At 63.4% G+C, this 17,442-nt stretch carries 16 protein-coding genes; 12 read left to right on the forward strand and 4 right to left on the reverse strand.

Features of this window, described 5'->3' with window-relative positions; translation table 11 throughout:
* Positions 1-87: 87 nt before the first annotated feature.
* Positions 88-411: a DUF2388 domain-containing protein gene (locus ABCR88_RS13650; RefSeq protein ID WP_350404723.1), complete on the reverse strand. Its 324-nt coding sequence runs from the start codon at positions 409-411 to the stop codon at positions 88-90.
* Between the two features lie 196 nt (positions 412-607).
* On the opposite strand from ABCR88_RS13650, the gene dnaQ reads away from it, so the two are divergent.
* The 3 genes from dnaQ (at position 608) to ABCR88_RS13665 (ending at position 4,476) form a co-directional block, all read left to right on the forward strand.
* Positions 608-1,357 (forward strand): DNA polymerase III subunit epsilon, encoded by a 750-nt coding sequence (gene dnaQ / locus ABCR88_RS13655; RefSeq protein WP_350022767.1) that lies wholly within the window; start codon positions 608-610, stop codon positions 1,355-1,357.
* Between the two features lie 261 nt (positions 1,358-1,618).
* Positions 1,619-3,874, forward strand: coding sequence for an arginine/lysine/ornithine decarboxylase (locus ABCR88_RS13660; RefSeq protein WP_041118482.1), 2,256 nt, complete (start codon positions 1,619-1,621; stop codon positions 3,872-3,874).
* A 14-nt stretch (positions 3,875-3,888) separates the two neighbouring features.
* Complete coding sequence (locus tag ABCR88_RS13665) at positions 3,889-4,476, forward strand: GNAT family N-acetyltransferase (RefSeq protein WP_325984745.1); 588 nt, start codon at positions 3,889-3,891, stop codon at positions 4,474-4,476.
* On the opposite strand, the gene ABCR88_RS13670 is transcribed toward ABCR88_RS13665, so the two are convergent.
* Positions 4,473-5,366, reverse strand: coding sequence for a LysR family transcriptional regulator (locus ABCR88_RS13670; RefSeq protein ID WP_011061573.1), 894 nt, complete (start codon positions 5,364-5,366; stop codon positions 4,473-4,475). The genes ABCR88_RS13665 and ABCR88_RS13670 overlap by 4 nt on opposite strands.
* Positions 5,367-5,459: 93 nt before the next feature.
* Positions 5,460-5,696, reverse strand: a complete 237-nt coding sequence (locus ABCR88_RS13675) for a hypothetical protein (protein WP_011061572.1) — start codon at positions 5,694-5,696, stop codon at positions 5,460-5,462.
* 228 nt (positions 5,697-5,924) lie between these two features.
* Here ABCR88_RS13675 and ABCR88_RS13680 point away from each other — a divergent pair, with 228 nt between their 5' ends.
* Together ABCR88_RS13680 and ABCR88_RS13685 are read left to right on the forward strand one after the other, a co-directional pair.
* Positions 5,925-6,482 (forward strand): NAD(P)H-dependent oxidoreductase, encoded by a 558-nt coding sequence (locus ABCR88_RS13680; protein WP_041118477.1) that lies wholly within the window; start codon positions 5,925-5,927, stop codon positions 6,480-6,482.
* A 113-nt stretch (positions 6,483-6,595) separates the two neighbouring features.
* Positions 6,596-7,882, forward strand: a complete 1,287-nt coding sequence (locus ABCR88_RS13685; RefSeq protein WP_350022766.1) for an arsenic transporter — start codon at positions 6,596-6,598, stop codon at positions 7,880-7,882.
* A gap of 87 nt (positions 7,883-7,969) precedes the next feature.
* Here ABCR88_RS13685 and ABCR88_RS13690 read toward each other — a convergent pair whose 3' ends face one another.
* A complete protein-coding gene (locus ABCR88_RS13690; RefSeq protein WP_350022765.1) occupies positions 7,970-8,923 on the reverse strand; it encodes a DUF1853 family protein in 954 nt (317 codons plus the stop codon).
* Between the two features lie 162 nt (positions 8,924-9,085).
* Between ABCR88_RS13690 and ABCR88_RS13695 the strand changes: the two genes are divergently transcribed.
* From ABCR88_RS13695 to ABCR88_RS13725, 7 genes are all read left to right on the forward strand, one after another.
* Positions 9,086-9,976: an NAD(+) kinase gene (locus tag ABCR88_RS13695; RefSeq protein WP_007920913.1), complete on the forward strand. Its 891-nt coding sequence runs from the start codon at positions 9,086-9,088 to the stop codon at positions 9,974-9,976.
* Positions 9,973-10,947 carry a metallophosphoesterase gene (locus tag ABCR88_RS13700; RefSeq protein WP_169891843.1) on the forward strand — a complete coding sequence of 325 codons (975 nt, stop codon included), beginning with the start codon at positions 9,973-9,975 and terminating at the stop codon, positions 10,945-10,947. Before ABCR88_RS13695 ends, ABCR88_RS13700 begins: the two co-directional genes overlap by 4 nt.
* On the forward strand, positions 10,944-11,810 hold the full coding sequence (locus ABCR88_RS13705) for a rhomboid family intramembrane serine protease (RefSeq protein WP_350404727.1): 867 nt from the start codon (positions 10,944-10,946) through the stop codon (positions 11,808-11,810). The genes ABCR88_RS13700 and ABCR88_RS13705 overlap by 4 nt, the downstream gene beginning before the upstream one ends.
* 15 nt (positions 11,811-11,825) lie before the next feature.
* Positions 11,826-12,086 (forward strand): DUF1315 family protein, encoded by a 261-nt coding sequence (locus ABCR88_RS13710; protein ID WP_011061566.1) that lies wholly within the window; start codon positions 11,826-11,828, stop codon positions 12,084-12,086.
* On the forward strand, positions 12,083-12,913 hold the full coding sequence (locus ABCR88_RS13715) for a DUF2797 domain-containing protein (protein ID WP_019092921.1): 831 nt from the start codon (positions 12,083-12,085) through the stop codon (positions 12,911-12,913). The genes ABCR88_RS13710 and ABCR88_RS13715 overlap by 4 nt, the downstream gene beginning before the upstream one ends.
* A gap of 12 nt (positions 12,914-12,925) precedes the next feature.
* Positions 12,926-15,583, forward strand: a complete 2,658-nt coding sequence (gene pepN, locus ABCR88_RS13720) for an aminopeptidase N (protein ID WP_236184768.1) — start codon at positions 12,926-12,928, stop codon at positions 15,581-15,583.
* 180 nt (positions 15,584-15,763) lie between these two features.
* Entirely contained in the window at positions 15,764-17,218 is a 1,455-nt protein-coding gene (locus ABCR88_RS13725) for a DUF2971 domain-containing protein (protein WP_041118461.1), read from the forward strand.
* Positions 17,219-17,442: the final 224 nt, after the last annotated feature.

The raw sequence follows: 17,442 nt of genomic DNA on the forward strand, positions 1-17,442 counted from the left end.
TGAGGCCGCACGGTAACGCAATAGCCTTGTTCGCATAAAGAAACGGCTGGGGCGCGCGATGAATTAGCTGCGGATGCGCCTGGGGGCTTAGAGCGCAAGCATGGCGCTGGCCAGTTGCAGGTCGCTACAGGGCGGGGCGCCGAGCACCTGGCGAATGTGCATCAGGGCGGCTTCCAACCGGGCGCCACGGATCTCGCCGGCGGTGGCCACGAAGGCCGCGGCATCGCTCTGGGCGGCGAGCACAAGTTTGTCGTCCTTGAATGAGCTGCTGGCTTTGGAGCTGCCCTCGGTTGAGCTCAGGGTCAGGCTCATGCTGATGTCGGTGCTGATCACCAGGGCGCTGGCCTGGACGAGGTCGGCGCACAGGCAGGCGCAGAGCGCGCAGGCCAGTCGGGTTTTGCTGGGGGGCATGGCAGGGCTGGGTCCGGCGGAAAATATCGTCGGGCACCCTAGCGCTTTGCGTTGCAGCGAACTGCAGCAGCTTTGCTAAGGATTGTTAAAAACTGCGCAGGCTGGGGGCTGATGAATCCGCCATGGGTGTCCTGCCGCCAGAGCGTGCTAAAATCCCGCGCTTTGAAACACTTCCACCGTTGAGAACTGACCCCTGATGGCCAACAGATCTGTTGTACTCGATACCGAAACCACCGGCATGCCGGTGACCGACGGCCACCGGATCATTGAAATCGGTTGCGTCGAGTTGATCGGTCGGCGCCTGACCGGCCGGCACTTCCACGTTTACCTGCAACCGGATCGCGAGAGCGATGAGGGCGCCATCGGCGTCCACGGCATCACCAACGAATTCCTGGTGGGCAAGCCGCGTTTCGCCGAAGTCGCCGACGAGTTCTTCGACTTCATCCAGGGCGCGCAGCTGATCATCCACAACGCGGCGTTCGACGTTGGCTTCATCAACAACGAATTCGCCTTGATGGGCCAGCACGAACGGGCCGACATCACCCAGCACTGCACCATCCTCGACACCCTGATGATGGCCCGCGAGCGGCACCCGGGGCAGCGCAACAGCCTCGACGCCCTGTGCAAACGCTACGGCGTCGACAACTCCGGCCGTGAACTGCACGGCGCCTTGCTCGACTCGGAGATCCTGGCCGACGTCTACCTGACCATGACCGGTGGCCAGACCAGCCTGTCCCTGGCGGGTAATGCCTCGGACGGCAACGGCTCTGGCGAGGGGGCCGGCCAGGCTTCGGAAATCCGCCGCTTGCCGGCCGATCGCCCGCGCGGGCGGATCATCCAGGCCAGCGAGGCCGAACTGGCCGAGCATCAGGGGCGCCTGGAAATCATCGCCAAGTCCGCCGGCGCCCCGGCCCTCTGGACCCAGTTGCTCGAAACCCAGCAGTAAGCCTTTGCTGTGGCCGCTGCCGCAGGCGGCTAACGGCGCCGTAGGAGGCGCCGCGATATTGAGGGCCTTGCCTGGCGGGAGATCGCCAGGCTCAGCAGCGGCTACAGGCGTGGTTGGGGCGTGGCTCGGAATGGACCGGCAATTGTTCCAGAGCGACGTTTTGTTACACCCAGCCCATGCCTGGGGTGACACGAAGCGTGCGCAGCTTCTACCCTGAGTTGATTGGCGGGGCCTGCCCGCCGTTTCAGGACACTGAGCCCCATGTATAAAGACCTGCAGTTTCCGATCCTGATCGTGCATCGCGACATCAAGGCCGATACGGTCGCGGGGGACCGGGTCAGGGGGATCGCCCGGGAACTGGAAAAGGACGGGTTCAGCATCTTTTCCGCGGTGGACTATGCCGAAGGGCGGCTGGTGGCTTCGACCCATCACGGCCTGGCCTGCATGTTGATCGCCGCCGAAGGGGCCGGGGAAAACAAGCACCTGTTGCAGAACATGGTGGAACTGATCCGCCTGGCGCGGGTACGTGCGCCGCTGCTGCCGATCTTTGCCCTGGGCGAGCAGGTGACCCTGGAAAACGCCCCCGCCGACGCCATGAGCGAACTCAACCAGCTGCGGGGCATTCTCTACCTGTTCGAGGACACGGTGCCGTTCCTGGCCCGGCAAGTGGCCCGGGCCGCGCGGGGCTACCTGGATGGCTTGCTGCCACCGTTCTTCAAGGCCCTGGTACAGCACACCGCCGACTCCAACTATTCCTGGCACACCCCGGGGCACGGCGGTGGCGTGGCCTATCGCAAGAGCCCGGTGGGGCAGGCGTTTCACCAGTTCTTTGGCGAGAACACCTTGCGTTCGGACCTGTCGGTGTCGGTCCCGGAGCTGGGGTCGCTGCTGGATCACACCGGCCCGCTGGCGGAAGCCGAGGCCCGTGCCGCGCGCAACTTTGGCGCCGATCACACCTTTTTCGTGATCAATGGCACCTCCACCGCCAACAAGATCGTCTGGCATTCCATGGTCGGTCGCGATGACCTGGTGCTGGTGGACCGCAACTGCCACAAGTCGGTGCTGCACTCGATCATCATGACCGGGGCCATTCCCCTGTACCTGTGCCCGGAGCGCAACGAACTGGGGATCATCGGGCCGATTCCCCTGAGCGAGTTCAGCGCCGAGTCGATCCAGGCCAAGATCGATGCCAGCCCGCTGACCCGCGGCCGGCCGCCCAGGGTCAAGCTGGCGGTGGTCACCAACTCCACTTATGACGGCCTGTGCTACAACGCCGAGCTGATCAAGCAGAGCCTGGGCAACAGTGTCGAGGTGCTGCACTTCGACGAAGCCTGGTACGCCTATGCGGCCTTTCATGAGTTCTTCGCCGGGCGTTACGGCATGGGCACGTCCCGCAGCGCCGACAGCCCGCTGGTGTTCACCACCCATTCCACCCACAAGCTGCTGGCGGCCTTCAGCCAGGCCTCGATGATTCACGTGCAGGATGGCGGCGCCCGGCAACTGGACCGCGACCGCTTCAACGAAGCCTTCATGATGCATATCTCCACCTCGCCGCAGTACAGCATCATCGCCTCACTGGACGTGGCTTCGGCGATGATGGAAGGGCCGGCGGGGCGCTCGCTGCTGCAGGAAATGTTCGATGAGGCCCTGAGCTTTCGCCGGGCCCTGGCCAACCTGCGGCAGAACATCGCCGCCGATGACTGGTGGTTCTCGGTGTGGCAACCGGAGCGGGTCGAGGGCATCGACCAGGTGCGCACCGAGGACTGGCTGCTGGAACCTGAAGGCGAGTGGCACGGCTTTGCCGGGGTCACCGATGACTATGTGCTGCTGGACCCGATCAAGGTGACCCTGGTCATGCCCGGCCTGACCGCGGGCGGCGCCCTGAGCGAGCACGGGATCCCGGCGGCGGTGGTCAGCAAGTTTCTCTGGGAGCGCGGGCTGGTGGTGGAAAAGACCGGGCTCTATTCGTTCCTGGTGCTGTTCTCCATGGGCATCACCAAGGGCAAGTGGAGCACGCTGCTCACCGAACTGCTGGAGTTCAAGCGCAGCTACGACGCCAATGTCAGCCTGGCCAGCTGCCTGCCCAGCGTGGCCGGGCAGGACCCGCAGCGCTACCAGGGCATGGGCCTGCAGGACCTGTGCGACCAGTTGCACGCCTGCTACCGCAGCAACGCCACGGCCAAGCACCTCAAGCGCATGTACACGGTGCTGCCGGAGGTGGCCATGAAGCCTGCCGATGCCTATGACCATCTGGTGCGGGGCGAGGTCGAGGCGGTTTCCATCGATCAGTTGCAGGGGCGTATCGCTGCGGTGATGCTGGTGCCCTATCCGCCGGGCATTCCGCTGATCATGCCGGGCGAGCGTTTCACCGATTCCACCCGTTCGATCATCGATTACCTGGCCTTTGCCCGGGCCTTTGACAGCAGCTTCCCGGGGTTTGTCGCCGATGTGCACGGGCTGCAGCATGACGATCTGGGCGACGGGCGCCAGTACACCGTCGATTGCATCAAGGCATGAGGAGTTTCCCGGCCATGCAACCTGTTGTGAATCCCCGTTATCCGGGCCTGGCGGTGCGAGTCGCCGATGAGGGCTTTGCCGCTTATATCTGGGGCAGCGACTTCAGCTTCGAGGTCAGCGCCTATGCCGTGGCCGAACGCGAAGTGCCGGTGGCGGACTGGGCCCTGCGACGGATCGTGCCCTATCGCAAATGCTATGGCATCGACCCGGAGGAGTTCAGCAGCTACCGCAATGCCGCGGACAGCGAGATCTTCATGGCCTATCTGGACGACCAGCCGGTGGGCCATGTGGTGGTCAGCACCAACTGGAACGGTTACGCCCATATCGATGAGCTGGCGGTGCATGCGCCTGCGCGGCGCCACGGGGTAGCCAGGGCGCTGCTGGATGTGGCGCAGTTCTGGAGCCGCAGGAAAAAACTGCCGGGGATGATGCTGGAAACCCAGAACAACAACCTGGGGGCCTGCCGTCTCTACGAGCAATGCGGCTATGTGGTAGGGGGCGTGGACCACCTGCGTTACCGCGGTATCGACCCGCACACCGCCGAGGTGGCGATCTTCTGGTACCGGCTGTTCGCCAATGAGCTGGAGGGGCCGGCGCTTTAACCTGCCAGAAGGGCCTCGGCCTGTTCCGTGAGCAGCTCCAGCAGGGCAGTGGTCAGTGGCGAGCTGTCGCTGCCGTGGCGCCGCAAGGCGTACAGCGTGACGCTGATGGGGGGCGACAGCGGGCACACATCGAGCCCGGCGCTGCGGGCGCCGACGGCGGTGAAGGGGTCGACGATGGCCAGACCTTCGCCGGCTTCCACCAGGCTGCGCATCATTTGATAGGTCTGCACCCGGGTCTGGATCACCGGGCTGGGGCGCAGGTTCTGCAGTTTGCTGGCAAGCATCACGCTCAGCGGGTCCTGGCCCTCCAGGCCGACCATGGCCTGGCCGGCCAGATCCTGCAGGGCGACGTATTTCTGCTTGGGTTGCAGCCAGCCGTGGGGCGCCAGGAGAAACAGCTTGCCCTGGGCCAGGGCCTGGCTGTGGATGTCCGGGTGCTGCGGGTCATGCAGGCTCAGGCCCAGATCGCAGTCACGCAGCAGCAGGCTGTGGACCATGTCCCGGGTGCTTTGGCCGAGCAGGCTGCAAGGGGTGTCGGCGAAGCGCCGGCGCAGGGCGGCGATGCACTGGGGTAGCAGTTGCTGAACCAGCGGCGGGGTGCCGACGAGGCGCAGCGGTGGCGCCTGGTGGAACCTCAGGCTGTCGGCCAGGCGCTGCACGGGCTCGAAAGCGTCATACACCCGGGTGATGGCTCCCTGCAGCTCCCGAGCTTCACGGGTGGCCTGCAAACGGCCGCGAACACTGGCGAACAGCATGAAGCCCAATTGGCTCTCGGCGTCGCGCAGCAGGGCCTCGACCTCGGCCACCGAAAGTTGCAGCAGTTCGGCGGCAGTGCCCAGGTGAGCGGTTTGCAGGAGCGCCTGAATCACTTCGATATGACGTAAACGCATGCTTGAAGTCCATCTCCAGCCGTCGAGGGGTCAAGCAACGAATCCTAACCCAAGTGTGGCGACACAACAGCTGGCGATGATGCTCGCGCAGAATCACTGAGCTACATAGGTCTCGGGCTCGCGCACGATGGTTACATCCGACTGCACCAGCAGGAACTGGTTGTCATCGAGTTTCTTGACCCGGTCGCCGATGGCCAGGCGGTAGGTGGTCACGGGCTCCGATCCGGCCGCGCCGTCCTCCGGGGGCATGGATTCCTGGAATTCGTGCACTGAGTACACCCGTCCCTCGGCATCTCTTGCATGGAATTGTCCGACAAGTACTGCTGCCATTCTTTAGAGCCTCTGGAGATAAAACACGCAAATTCGGTGGTGTAGACCCGGTGTCCCCAGGGGAAGTTTTACCCCGGGAAAAAAATAATCCGCTACCGGTGCCAGCCTCGTTATCGCGGGCTCTCTGGCAACAGGCCATGGCTTGGGAATTATCGGGGTGGGGTAGCAGATATCACCTCGGGTCATCTATAACTAACACCTTCTTTACGCCAACGGTTGGAAACTCCCATGAGCAATGTCTACAAGGTCGCAGTACTGGTCGGCAGCCTGAGAAAGCAGTCCCTGAACCGCAAGGTCGCCCTGGCCCTGGCCGAGCTGGCGCCTGCCAGCCTCCAGCTGAACATCGTCGAGATCGGTGACCTGCCGCTCTACAACGAAGACATCGATGCCACGCCACCGGCGGCCTACACCCGTTTTCGAGAACAGATCAGCGGCGCCGACGCGGTGCTGTTCGTTACCCCGGAATACAACCGCTCGGTACCGGCGGCGCTGAAAAATGCCATCGACGTCGGCTCGCGGCCCTACGGTAAAAGTGCCTGGAGCGGCAAGCCGGGGGCGGTGATCAGCGTTTCTCCGGGGGCCATTGGCGGTTTTGGCGCCAACCACCACCTGCGCCAGTCCCTGGTGTTCCTCAATGTGCCCTGCATGCAGCAGCCCGAGGCCTACCTGGGTGGCGCTGGCTCGGCATTCGACGAGGCCGGCAAACTGTCCGAAGCAACCCGGCCGTTCCTGCAGGGCTTCATCAACGCCTACGGGCAGTGGGTCGAGCAGCAACGCAAGGCCTGATTCCCCACCATTCCCTGCTGTCGCAGGAGCCGGCTTGCCGGCGAAGAGGCCCTTGAGTCCCGTGGGGCGCCTTCGCCGGCAAGCCGGCTCCTGCATACTCAAGACCCACTCTCATGTTGATTGCCGTATCGATTTTCCTGCTGACCATTACCTTGGTGATCTGGCAGCCCAAGGGGCTGGGCGTTGGCTGGAGCGCCGTGTTCGGCGCAACCCTGGCGCTGTTGTTCGGGGTGGTGCAATGGGCGGATATCCCGGTGGTCTGGCAGATCATCTGGAATGCCACCGGTACCTTTGTCGCGCTGATCATCATCAGCCTGCTGCTGGACGAGGCCGGGTTCTTTGCCTGGGCCGCGCTGCATGTGGCGCGCTGGGGGCGAGGGCGGGGCAGGCGGCTGTTTGCCTTCATGGTATTGCTGGGGGCGCTGGTCTCGGCGCTGTTCGCCAATGACGGCGCCGCGCTGATCCTGACCCCCATCGTCATTTCCATGCTCCTGGCCTTGCGCTTTTCACCGGCCACGACCCTGGCCTTCGTCATGGGCGCGGGGTTCATTGCCGACACCGCGAGCCTGCCGCTGGTGGTTTCGAACCTGGTGAACATCGTCTCCGCGGACTTCTTCAAGATTGGCTTCAACCGTTATGCGCTGGTGATGCTGCCGGTCAATCTGGTGAGCGTGGCCGCCACCCTGGTGGTGCTGCTGTGGTTCTTCCGCCGCGATATCCCGCTGGATTACGACCCCCGACAACTGGCCGAGCCCGCCAGCGCCATCCATGACCGGGCAACCTTCATGGCCGGCTGGTGGGTGTTGCTGATCCTGCTGCTGGGCTGTTTTGCCCTGGAGCCGCTGGGCATTCCCATCAGCGCGATTTCCGCGGTGTGCGCGGCGCTGCTGCTGGCGATTGCCGCCCGCGGGCACCGGATCTCCACGCGCAAGGTGCTCAGGGAAGCGCCCTGGCAGATCGTGATTTTTTCCCTGGGCATGTATCTGGTGGTGTACGGCCTGCGCAATGCCGGGCTCACGGCGTACCTGGCCGGCTGGCTGGATGCCTTTGCCGGCGGCGGGATCTGGGGCGCGGCCCTGGGCACCGGGTTGCTCACGGCGGGCTTGTCATCGCTGATGAACAATCTGCCGACAGTGCTGATCGGCGCCTTGTCCATCGATGCCAGCCAAGCCACGGGGGTGGTCAAGGACGCGATGATCTACGCCAACGTCATCGGCAGCGACCTGGGGCCGAAGATCACCCCCATCGGCAGCCTGGCGACCCTGCTCTGGCTGCATGTACTGGAGCGCAAGGGTATTCACATTGGCTGGGGGTACTACTTCCGGGTCGGTATCGTGCTGACGCTGCCGGTGTTGCTGGCGACCCTGGCGGCCCTGGGGCTGCGCCTGTCTCTGATGTAGGCACCGGCTTGCCGGCGAACAGGCCCTTGAGTCCTGGGGTGCCCTTAGGGGCGTCTTCGCCGGCACGTCCGCTGCTGCGGCAGATTGTCAGGAGGGCTGCGGGGGGACGTGGGGCCAGAGATCGGCCACCAGGAACAGGCGTTCGGCTTCTTCCCAGCCGCCTTCAGGGGTTTGCTCCAGGCGTACCAGCAACTGCGCCGGGGCCTGGGGGGCAAGTTCTGCCAGCCATTGCTGCAGTTGTGTGGCGGTCCAGGCCTGCTCGGCCGGGTAGTGGGCCGGCGACAGCCAGGCGTGGCGGGGCAGGGGCTGCCAGCGCCCCGGGGCGCTCTGGGCGAAAAATGCCGGCCAGTCGCGCTGATGCAGCCAGCGCCCGCACAGGTGTTGCGGGTGGGCGCCCTGGGGCGGTTCGGCGCGACCCGGCCAGGGGTACAGCAGGTAGCCCCCCAGCCACAGGTGCGCGCTGAACTGGTGGATATCCAGTGCCGCCAGGGCTTCGCGGCTTTCGTCCCGGGCGGAAATCGGCAGTTGGTGCCCATCCAGGTGCGCCAGCTTGCGGTCCAGGCGGTCATGGCAGCCGGGGCCCAGCCATTGGGCGTTGTCCTGGCCATTGCCGGCCTGGGGGCCCAGGTACAGCTTGATCGCCAGTTCCAGGTGGTGCACGCCGTCACGGTCGCGCAGCAACATGTCCAGTTCGCCCAGGGTGTGGCCGCCGCGGCGGATCGGCAGGTTGGCCGCCAGCAGCTCGACCCCGGGGGCGTGGCGGACGGCAAATTGCCAGAGGCGTTCGTAATACAGGCCCAGGCGCCGGGTCGGGCCCTCGGCCAGCCACTGGCGCAGGGCGCGGCTGTCCAGGTCCTGGCAGCGCAGCCAGTGGGCCAGCAGTTGCGGCGCCTGGACCCAGTCGCTGCCGGCGAGCGGGTGGCGCTGTGGCCAGGGCGTGTGGCTGAGCATCGGCGGCGCGAGGATGACCCAGGCGAGGTCGCGGACTTCAGGTTGACGCAACTGGCGGGGAAGGCCGAGCAGATCAGGGAACAGGAGCATCTTGCGAGCATAGACGCAAACCCGGGCCGATCGCGATAAATGCGTGCCACTCGCAGTTGCGGCAGGGCTGGCTAAGCCCGTGTGGCTGAAAGGATTTTGTCTAACGCCGGGTTTCGCCCATAATCGTCCGTTTCGCCCGTACCCGAACCCCGCAGGAGCCCCATGGAGCAATTTCGCAATATCGGCATTATCGGTCGCCTGGGCAGTTCCCAGGTGCTGGACACAGTTCGCCGACTGAAAAAGTTTCTGCTGGCGCGGCACCTGCACGTGATCCTTGAGGACACCATCGCCGAAGTGCTGCCCGGCCACGGCCTGCAGACTTCCTCGCGCAAGTTGCTGGGCGAGGTCTGCGACATGGTCATCGTGGTCGGTGGCGACGGCAGCCTGCTGGGCGCCGCCCGGGCCCTGGCGCGGCACAACATCCCGGTGCTGGGGATCAACCGCGGCAGCCTGGGCTTTCTCACCGACATCCGCCCCGACGAGCTGGAGGTCAAGGTCGCCGAGGTGCTGGACGGCCACTACCTGGTGGAAAACCGCTTCCTGCTGCAGGCCGAGGTGCGCCGCCATGCCGAGGCCATCGGCCAGGGCGATGCGCTGAACGATGTGGTGCTGCACCCGGGCAAGTCGACGCGGATGATCGAGTTCGAGATCTACATCGACGGCCAGTTCGTCTGCAGCCAGAAGGCCGACGGCCTGATCGTCGCCACGCCCACCGGTTCCACGGCCTACGCCCTGTCCGCCGGCGGGCCGATCATGCATCCCAAGCTGGATGCCATTGTGATTGTGCCGATGTACCCCCATACCTTGTCGGGAAGACCGATCGTGGTCGATGGCAACAGCGAGCTGAAAATCGTCGTGTCCAAAGATATGCAGATCTATCCGCAAGTTTCCTGTGACGGGCAGAACCATTTCACCTGTGCCCCGGGCGACACCATCACGGTCAGCAAGAAGGCGCAAAAACTGCGCCTGATCCACCCGCTGGACCACAACTACTACGAGGTCTGCCGGACCAAACTCGGCTGGGGCAGCCGGCTGGGCGGTGGAGGCGACTGATGCTCGATCCCGCGCGTAGCTACGACCTGATCGGTGACGTGCACGGTTGCGCCCTGACCCTGGAGCACTTGCTGGATCGGCTCGGTTATCACAAGCAGGCCGGCGTCTGGCGGCACCCGTCGCGCATGGCAGTGTTCCTCGGCGATATCATCGACCGCGGCCCGCGTATCCGTGAGTCCCTGCATATCGTCCACGACATGGTCGAAGCCGGTCAGGCCCTGTGCATCATGGGCAACCATGAGTTCAATGCCCTGGGCTGGAGCACTCCGGCGGCCGAAGGCAGCGGCAAGCAGTTCGTGCGCGAGCACACCCCGCGCCATGCCCGGCTGATCCACGAGACCCTGACCCAGTTCGAACAGCACCCGGGTGACTGGCACGATTTCCTGCAGTGGTTCTATGAATTGCCGCTGTTCGTCGACGCCGGCCGTTTCCGTGTGGTGCACGCCTGCTGGGATGCCGGCCTGATCGCGCCGCTGCGCCAGCAGTACCCCAACGGCTGCATCGACCGCGAGTTCCTGCAGTCCGCGGCCGTTCCCGACAGCTTTGCCTGTACCGCCTTCGACCGCCTGCTGCGGGGCACCGATATGCGCCTGCCCCATGGCCTGACCATGACCAGCGGCGACGGCCTGACCCGCGCCTTCTTCCGTACCAAGTTCTGGGAAGACGACCCGCAGACCTACGGCGACATCGTGTTCCAGCCCGACGCCTTGCCCGAGCCTGTGGCCCGCACGCCGTTGTCCCCGGCCGAGAAGAACAGCCTGCTGCGTTATGGCGCCGAGGAGCCGATGCTGTTCGTCGGGCACTACTGGCGCAGCGGCAAGCCGGCGCCGATCCGTCCCAACCTGGCGTGCCTGGACTACAGCGCGGTGCTCTACGGCAAGCTCGCCGCGTATCGGCTGGACCAGGAAACCCGCCTGGATCCGAATAAATTTGTCTGGGTCGACGTTGAACGGCCCGAGGTAGTGCGATGAGTGCGGTAGCGGTATTGCGCCTGCCCCTGGCGACGGACCTGAGCGGCTTCGTCAAGCTGCTGCAACGCATGCAGGTGCCTCACCGGGTCAGCGAGGAGGCGGGGGAGCAGGTGCTCTGGGTGCCGGAATCCATCAGCGAGGACGTGCGTGGCCTGTACCAGCGCTTTCCCCAGGGCGACCCCGATCAGCAACTGGACATTCCCCAGGCCAGTGCCCCGGCGCGCCCCGGCTTCGTCCAGCAACTGCGCAGCAGCCCGGTCACCGCGCTGATCCTGCTCTTGAGCCTGGCGGTATGCGGTATCACCTTGCTCGGCGACAACCTGCAGACCCTGAGCTGGTTCACCTTCCTCGAGTTCCGCGTGGTTGGCGACTACATCCAGTTCAGCTCCCTGGCCGACAGCCTGGCAGCGGGGCAGTGGTGGCGCCTGGTGACGCCGATGCTGATCCACTTCGGCTTCCTGCATATCGCCATGAACGGCATGTGGTACTGGGAGCTGGGGCGGCGCATCGAAATGCGCCAGGGCGGCATCAACCTGCTGGGCCTGACCCTGCTGTTCAGCCTGGTGTCGAATTACGCGCAGTACTACTTCAGCGGGCCGACCCTGTTCGGCGGCCTGTCCGGGGTGCTCTACGGCCTGCTCGGGCATTGCTGGATCTATCAATTGCTGGCCCCCAGCCCCATCTACCGCCTGCCCCGGGGCGTGCTGGTGATGATGTTGGTGTGGCTGCTGCTGTGCCTGTCCGGGCTGGTCTCGATGATCGGTTTCGGTGAAATCGCCAACGCCGCCCACGTTGGCGGGTTGCTTATCGGATGCCTCACCGGCCTGTTGGGCGGCTTGTACAGCCGCCGACGGGCCCTTTAAACGCTGGAGTCTTGTATGTCGTCCTTTGTTGAAATGATCGAAAACATCACCCCCGAGATCTACCAGAGCCTGAAACTGGCGGTAGAGATCGGCAAATGGTCCGATGGCCGCAAGCTCACCGCCGAACAGCGTGAACTGTCCCTGCAGGCGATGATCGCCTGGGAAATGCAAAATCTGCCCGAGGATCAACGTACCGGCTACATGGGCCCGCAGGAATGCGCCTCGAAGTCGGCGCCGGTGCCGAACATCCTGTTCAAGTCGGATGCCATCCATTGATCGAGATTGGCCGCGGTTCCATCAGTAAAATGTCGGCGCGCCTTGACGGGTCGAACGTTGAATACGCTTTTCGCCTGGGCGACAGCGAGGTACCGGTCAACCCCTTGATCGGCACCACAGTGCGCCTGGAATACCTGGGTGCGATCCATTGCAGCCATTGCGGGCGCAAGACCAAGACCAGCTTCAGCCAGGGCTACTGCTACCCGTGCATGACCAAGCTGGCCCAGTGCGATATCTGCATCATGAGCCCGGAACGCTGCCACTACGACGCCGGTACTTGCCGCGATCCGTCATGGGGCGAGCAGTTCTGCATGACCGACCACGTGGTCTACCTGGCCAACTCGTCGGGGATCAAGGTCGGCATCACCCGCGCCACCCAACTGCCGACCCGCTGGCTCGACCAGGGGGCCAGCCAGGCGCTGCCGATCATGCGCGTGGCGACCCGCCAGCAATCGGGCTTCGTCGAAGACCTGTTCCGTTCCCAGGTGGCCGACAAGACCAACTGGCGCGCCTTGCTCAAGGGTGATGCCCAGGCAGTGGACCTGGTGGCAGTGCGCGAGCAGCTGTTCGCCGCCTGCGCCGAGGGCCTGTTGGCCCTGCAGGAGCGTTTCGGCTTGCAGGCGATCCAGCCGGTGACCGACATCGAGCCTCTGGAAATCCGCTATCCGGTCGTGGAGTACCCGACCAAGATCGTCAGCTTCAATCTGGACAAGAATCCGATCGCCGAAGGCACGTTGCTGGGGATCAAGGGCCAGTACCTGATCTTCGACACCGGCGTGATCAACATTCGCAAATACACGGCGTACCAGCTCGCCGTGCATCAGTAGAAGGAATTCGCCATGCGCACCGACCAACCGAAGATGATCTACCTGAAGGACTATCAGGCCCCCGAGTACCTGATCGACGAGACCCACCTGACCTTCGAGTTGTTCGAGGACCACAGCCTGGTCCATGCGCAGCTGGTGATGCGTCGCAACCCGGCCCGGGGCGCCGGCCTGCCGCCCCTGGTGCTGGACGGCCAGCAACTGGAGTTGCTGTCGGTGAGCCTGTCCGATCAGGCCCTGAGTGCCAGCGACTACCAGCTGGATGACAGCCACCTGACCTTGCACCCGACCAGCGCCAGTTTCACCCTGGACACCAGCGTGCGCATCCACCCGGAAAGCAACACCGCGCTGGAAGGCCTGTACAAGTCCAGCGGCATGTTCTGCACCCAGTGCGAGGCCGAGGGCTTTCGCAAGATCACCTATTACCTCGACCGCCCGGACGTGATGAGCAAGTTCACCACCACCGTGGTCGCCGAGCAGCACAGCTACCCGGTGCTGCTGTCCAACGGTAACCCGATCGCCAGCGGCCCGGGAGAAGACGGCCGGCACTGGGCGACCTGGGAAGACCCGTTCATGAAACCGGCCTACCTGTTCGCCCTGGTGGCCGGTGACCTGTGGTGCGTGGAAGACAGCTTCCGCACCCAGAGCGGTCGCGACGTGGCGCTGCGCATCTATGTCGAGCCGGAAAACATCGACAAGTGCCAGCACGCGATGAACAGCCTCAAGAAGTCCATGCGCTGGGACGAAGAGACCTATGGCCGCGAGTACGACCTGGACATCTTCATGATCGTCGCGGTCAACGACTTCAACATGGGCGCCATGGAAAACAAGGGCCTGAACATCTTCAACTCCAGCGCCGTGCTGGCCCGTGCCGAAACCGCCACCGACGCCGCGCACCAGCGGGTCGAGGCCATCGTTGCCCACGAATACTTCCATAACTGGTCGGGCAACCGGGTGACCTGCCGCGACTGGTTCCAGCTGTCGCTCAAGGAAGGCTTCACAGTGTTCCGCGACGCCGGTTTCTCCGCGGACATGAACTCGGCCACGGTCAAGCGTATCCAGGATGTGGCGTACCTGCGGACCCACCAGTTCGCCGAAGACGCCGGCCCCATGGCCCACGCCGTGCGTCCGGAAAGCTTTATCGAGATCTCCAACTTCTACACCCTGACCGTGTACGAAAAGGGTTCGGAAGTTGTCGGCATGATCCACACCTTGCTCGGCGCCGAAGGCTTCCGCAAGGGCAGCGACCTGTACTTCGAACGCCATGACGGCCAGGCCGTGACCTGCGACGACTTCGTCAAGGCCATGGAAGACGCCAACGGCGTCGATCTGACCCAGTTCAAGCGCTGGTACAGCCAGGCCGGTACGCCGCGGCTGGCGGTCAGCGAGTCCTACGACGCAGCGGCGAAAACCTACAGCCTGACCTTCCGCCAGAGCTGCCCGCAAACCCCGGACAAGGTCGAGAAACTGCCGTTCGTGATTCCGGTGGCCCTGGGCCTGCTCGATAGCACCGGTGCCGACATGGCCTTGCGCCTGGCTGGTGAAGCCGCCGCCCAGGGCTCGTCCCGCGTGTTGTCGGTGACCGAGGCCGAGCAGACCTTTACCTTCGTCGACATCGCCGAACAGCCGCTGCCCTCGCTGCTGCGGGGTTTCTCGGCTCCGGTGAAGCTGAGCTTCCCCTACAACCGTGACCAGCTGATGTTCCTCATGCAGCACGACAGCGACGGTTTCAACCGCTGGGACGCCGGCCAGCAATTGTCGGTGCAGGTGTTGCAGGAACTGATCGCCCAGCACCAACAGGGCCGGGCGCTGGTGATGGACGAACGTCTGGTGGCTGCCCTGGGCACTGTGCTCGCCGATGACAGCCTGGATCAGGCCATGGTCGCCGAAATGCTGTCCCTGCCGGGCGAGGCCTACCTCACCGAGATCAGCGAAGTGGCGGATGTCGAGGCGATCCACGCGGCTCGCGAGTTTGCCCGTCAGCAACTGGCTGACAGTCTGTTCGATGCCCTGTGGAAGCGCTATCAGGCCAATCGGCAGGTGTCCAAGGCCACCGCCTACGTGGCCGAGTCCGAGCATTTTGCCCGTCGCGCGCTGCAGAACATCGCCCTGTCGTACCTGATGCTGACCCACAAGCCCGAGGTACTGGCTGCGGCCATCGAACAGTTCGACAGCGCCGACAACATGACCGAGCGCCTGACCGCCCTGGCAGTGCTGGTCAACTCGCCGTTCGAGGCCGAGAAGGCCAAGGCCCTAGAAGTATTCGCCGAGAACTTCAAGGACAACGCCCTGGTCATGGACCAATGGTTCAGCGTGCAGGCCGGCAGCCCGTTGCCCGGTGGCCTGGAGCGGGTCAAGGCACTGATGCAGCACCCGGCGTTCAACATCAAGAACCCGAACAAGGTGCGGGCGCTGGTGGGGGCGTTTGCCGGGCAGAACCTGATCAACTTCCACGCCGCCGATGGTTCGGGCTATCGCTTCCTGGCGGACCTGGTGATCCAGCTCAACGGCTTCAACCCGCAGATTGCCTCGCGGCAACTGGCGCCGCTGACCCGCTGGCGCAAATACGACAGTGCCCGCCAGGCACTGATGAAAGGCGAACTGGAGCGCATCCGCGCCTCCGGCGAGCTGTCCAGCGATGTGTTCGAGGTGGTGAGCAAAAGCCTGGCCTAAAGGCCCCCGACCCGGGTCGTCATTTCCGGCCCGGGTCTTCAGTGGTTCGAACCTAATGGTTTCGAACGTTCAGGACGGTATTTCCTGTGCGGTTGACTGCGTTGGCGGTTATCTCCGGCTCTCTGGGCCGGGGTCTACCGTTTTGCACGACAAAAGCCCGGGACGGCGGAAAGTTTTTACATGGATAAGTTTTTATACCGGTTCAGGCCTGCCGCAAGGCTGCTGGGCGGCAAGGACGCGCAGGGCATCGAACAACCGGGTGAGTTGGAAAACCTGGAAATATATTTTGCTGCCCCCGATCAGTTGAATGACCCTCTGGAAGGGTATCGGGAGGTCTTCTGGTCGGGCGATAGCCTCCTCTGGAAGAATCTGTTCAAGCATTATCTGTTGCTGCTGGCCCTGAAAAGCTGGGAAGTCATGATGCTGGGCGCCGGCGAAAAATACTCCAATGCCGTGCAGGTGCGTGCGCGTGTCACCAGCCTGACGCCGGCTTATGCGCCATGCTTTGCCACTATGCTCGAGACGTTGTTCGCCGATAGCGTTATCCAGTCTTATATCGCTGCGCTGAGCAAAGACAAAAGACGCTGTTACCAGCCCGAACTCATTCATCATCTTGTCTGGCTGCATCCCATCTTCCTGGCCGTGGTTTTCCAGGTGAACAAAGATACTTGGATCGGCAGCCTGCCTTATGAATCGTCGGTTGAAGGGACGGAGGAAAAAAACGCTCGCTATTCGGTCGAGCTTTCTCGGATTGCCCAGCCGGACACTGACGAAAAACGCTTTGGCTACTATCGCGAGACGGCCCTGGACAAGACGATGCTCGACATCATGATGGGCAACGTTAAGCACTCCACGAAGCTCGATGGCGAGAAGGCCATTGGCCTGAACTCCTTGATCCGCGAGTTTCCTCATGTGTTCGTCAAGGCGCTGGACGAACTGATGTACCCCAGATGGTATGTGGCCTGTTTCATGGAGGAGTGCAGGAACTCATCGATATGGGGCACCTATGGCGGGAACCACAAGGCGATATGCCTGAAATTCAAGGTCGACGACCATCAGGCAGGGCACAGCCTGAAGCTGAAGGTGCCCAAGGAAAGCCTCGACGACAGTCTCGTTTACGATTTCAAGAACATGCCTTTCCAGGCGGTTTCCTATAGTCGCGAATTTTCCCATGTGGATTTTTTCCGCACGATGGGCAATACCTCGCCCGAGGCGTTGCTGCAGGACTGGCATTCCGATGGCGAACTGTCGTTCAGCTCCAGTTGTGAGTGGCTGTTTTCAGAAGACAAGCAGGCGACTGCCCGACACTTCGAGAAATTCAACGCCACCCTGACCTCGAAACTCAGCCACTGGGAATCGGAGAAGGAGTTCCGGATCGTGCTCAGGTCCAATATGGATCTGCGCGAGGGAGCGAAAAGAAAGCTGCGGTACAAATTCAAAAGCCTGGACGGCTTGATTTTTGGCATAGCGACTTCTATCGCCGACAAGATCAGGGCCATCGAGGTCATCAAGGCCTTGTGCGATAAGCACAAGAGAAAGACCTTCAATTTTTACCAGGCCTATTACGATCCAGCCTCGAAAGCCATTCGTTATGATTTGCTCGAGGTTCCGGGATTTCCCCGTAAGCCCACCTAGCGCGTCCTTCATGCGGATGCCAAGTTCCCAAGTGGCCTTTATTAATCATGGTGCCGAATACCTAGCCATTCAGTGCTGGCCGCCAGGCCCTCGGGTTAACAAAAGATAACGTGGTGTCGATTGTCAGATGTTTCTAAAGCCCGATAGGATAGGCCAGCTTCCGAAGGGGCTCTAGATTGCAGGTTTCAGGACCATGTCCGGGGATCCGCAGTCGATTGGCACGC

This window comes from Pseudomonas sp. W17 (assembly GCF_040268305.1).
GTDB lineage: Bacteria > Pseudomonadota > Gammaproteobacteria > Pseudomonadales > Pseudomonadaceae > Aquipseudomonas > Aquipseudomonas protegens.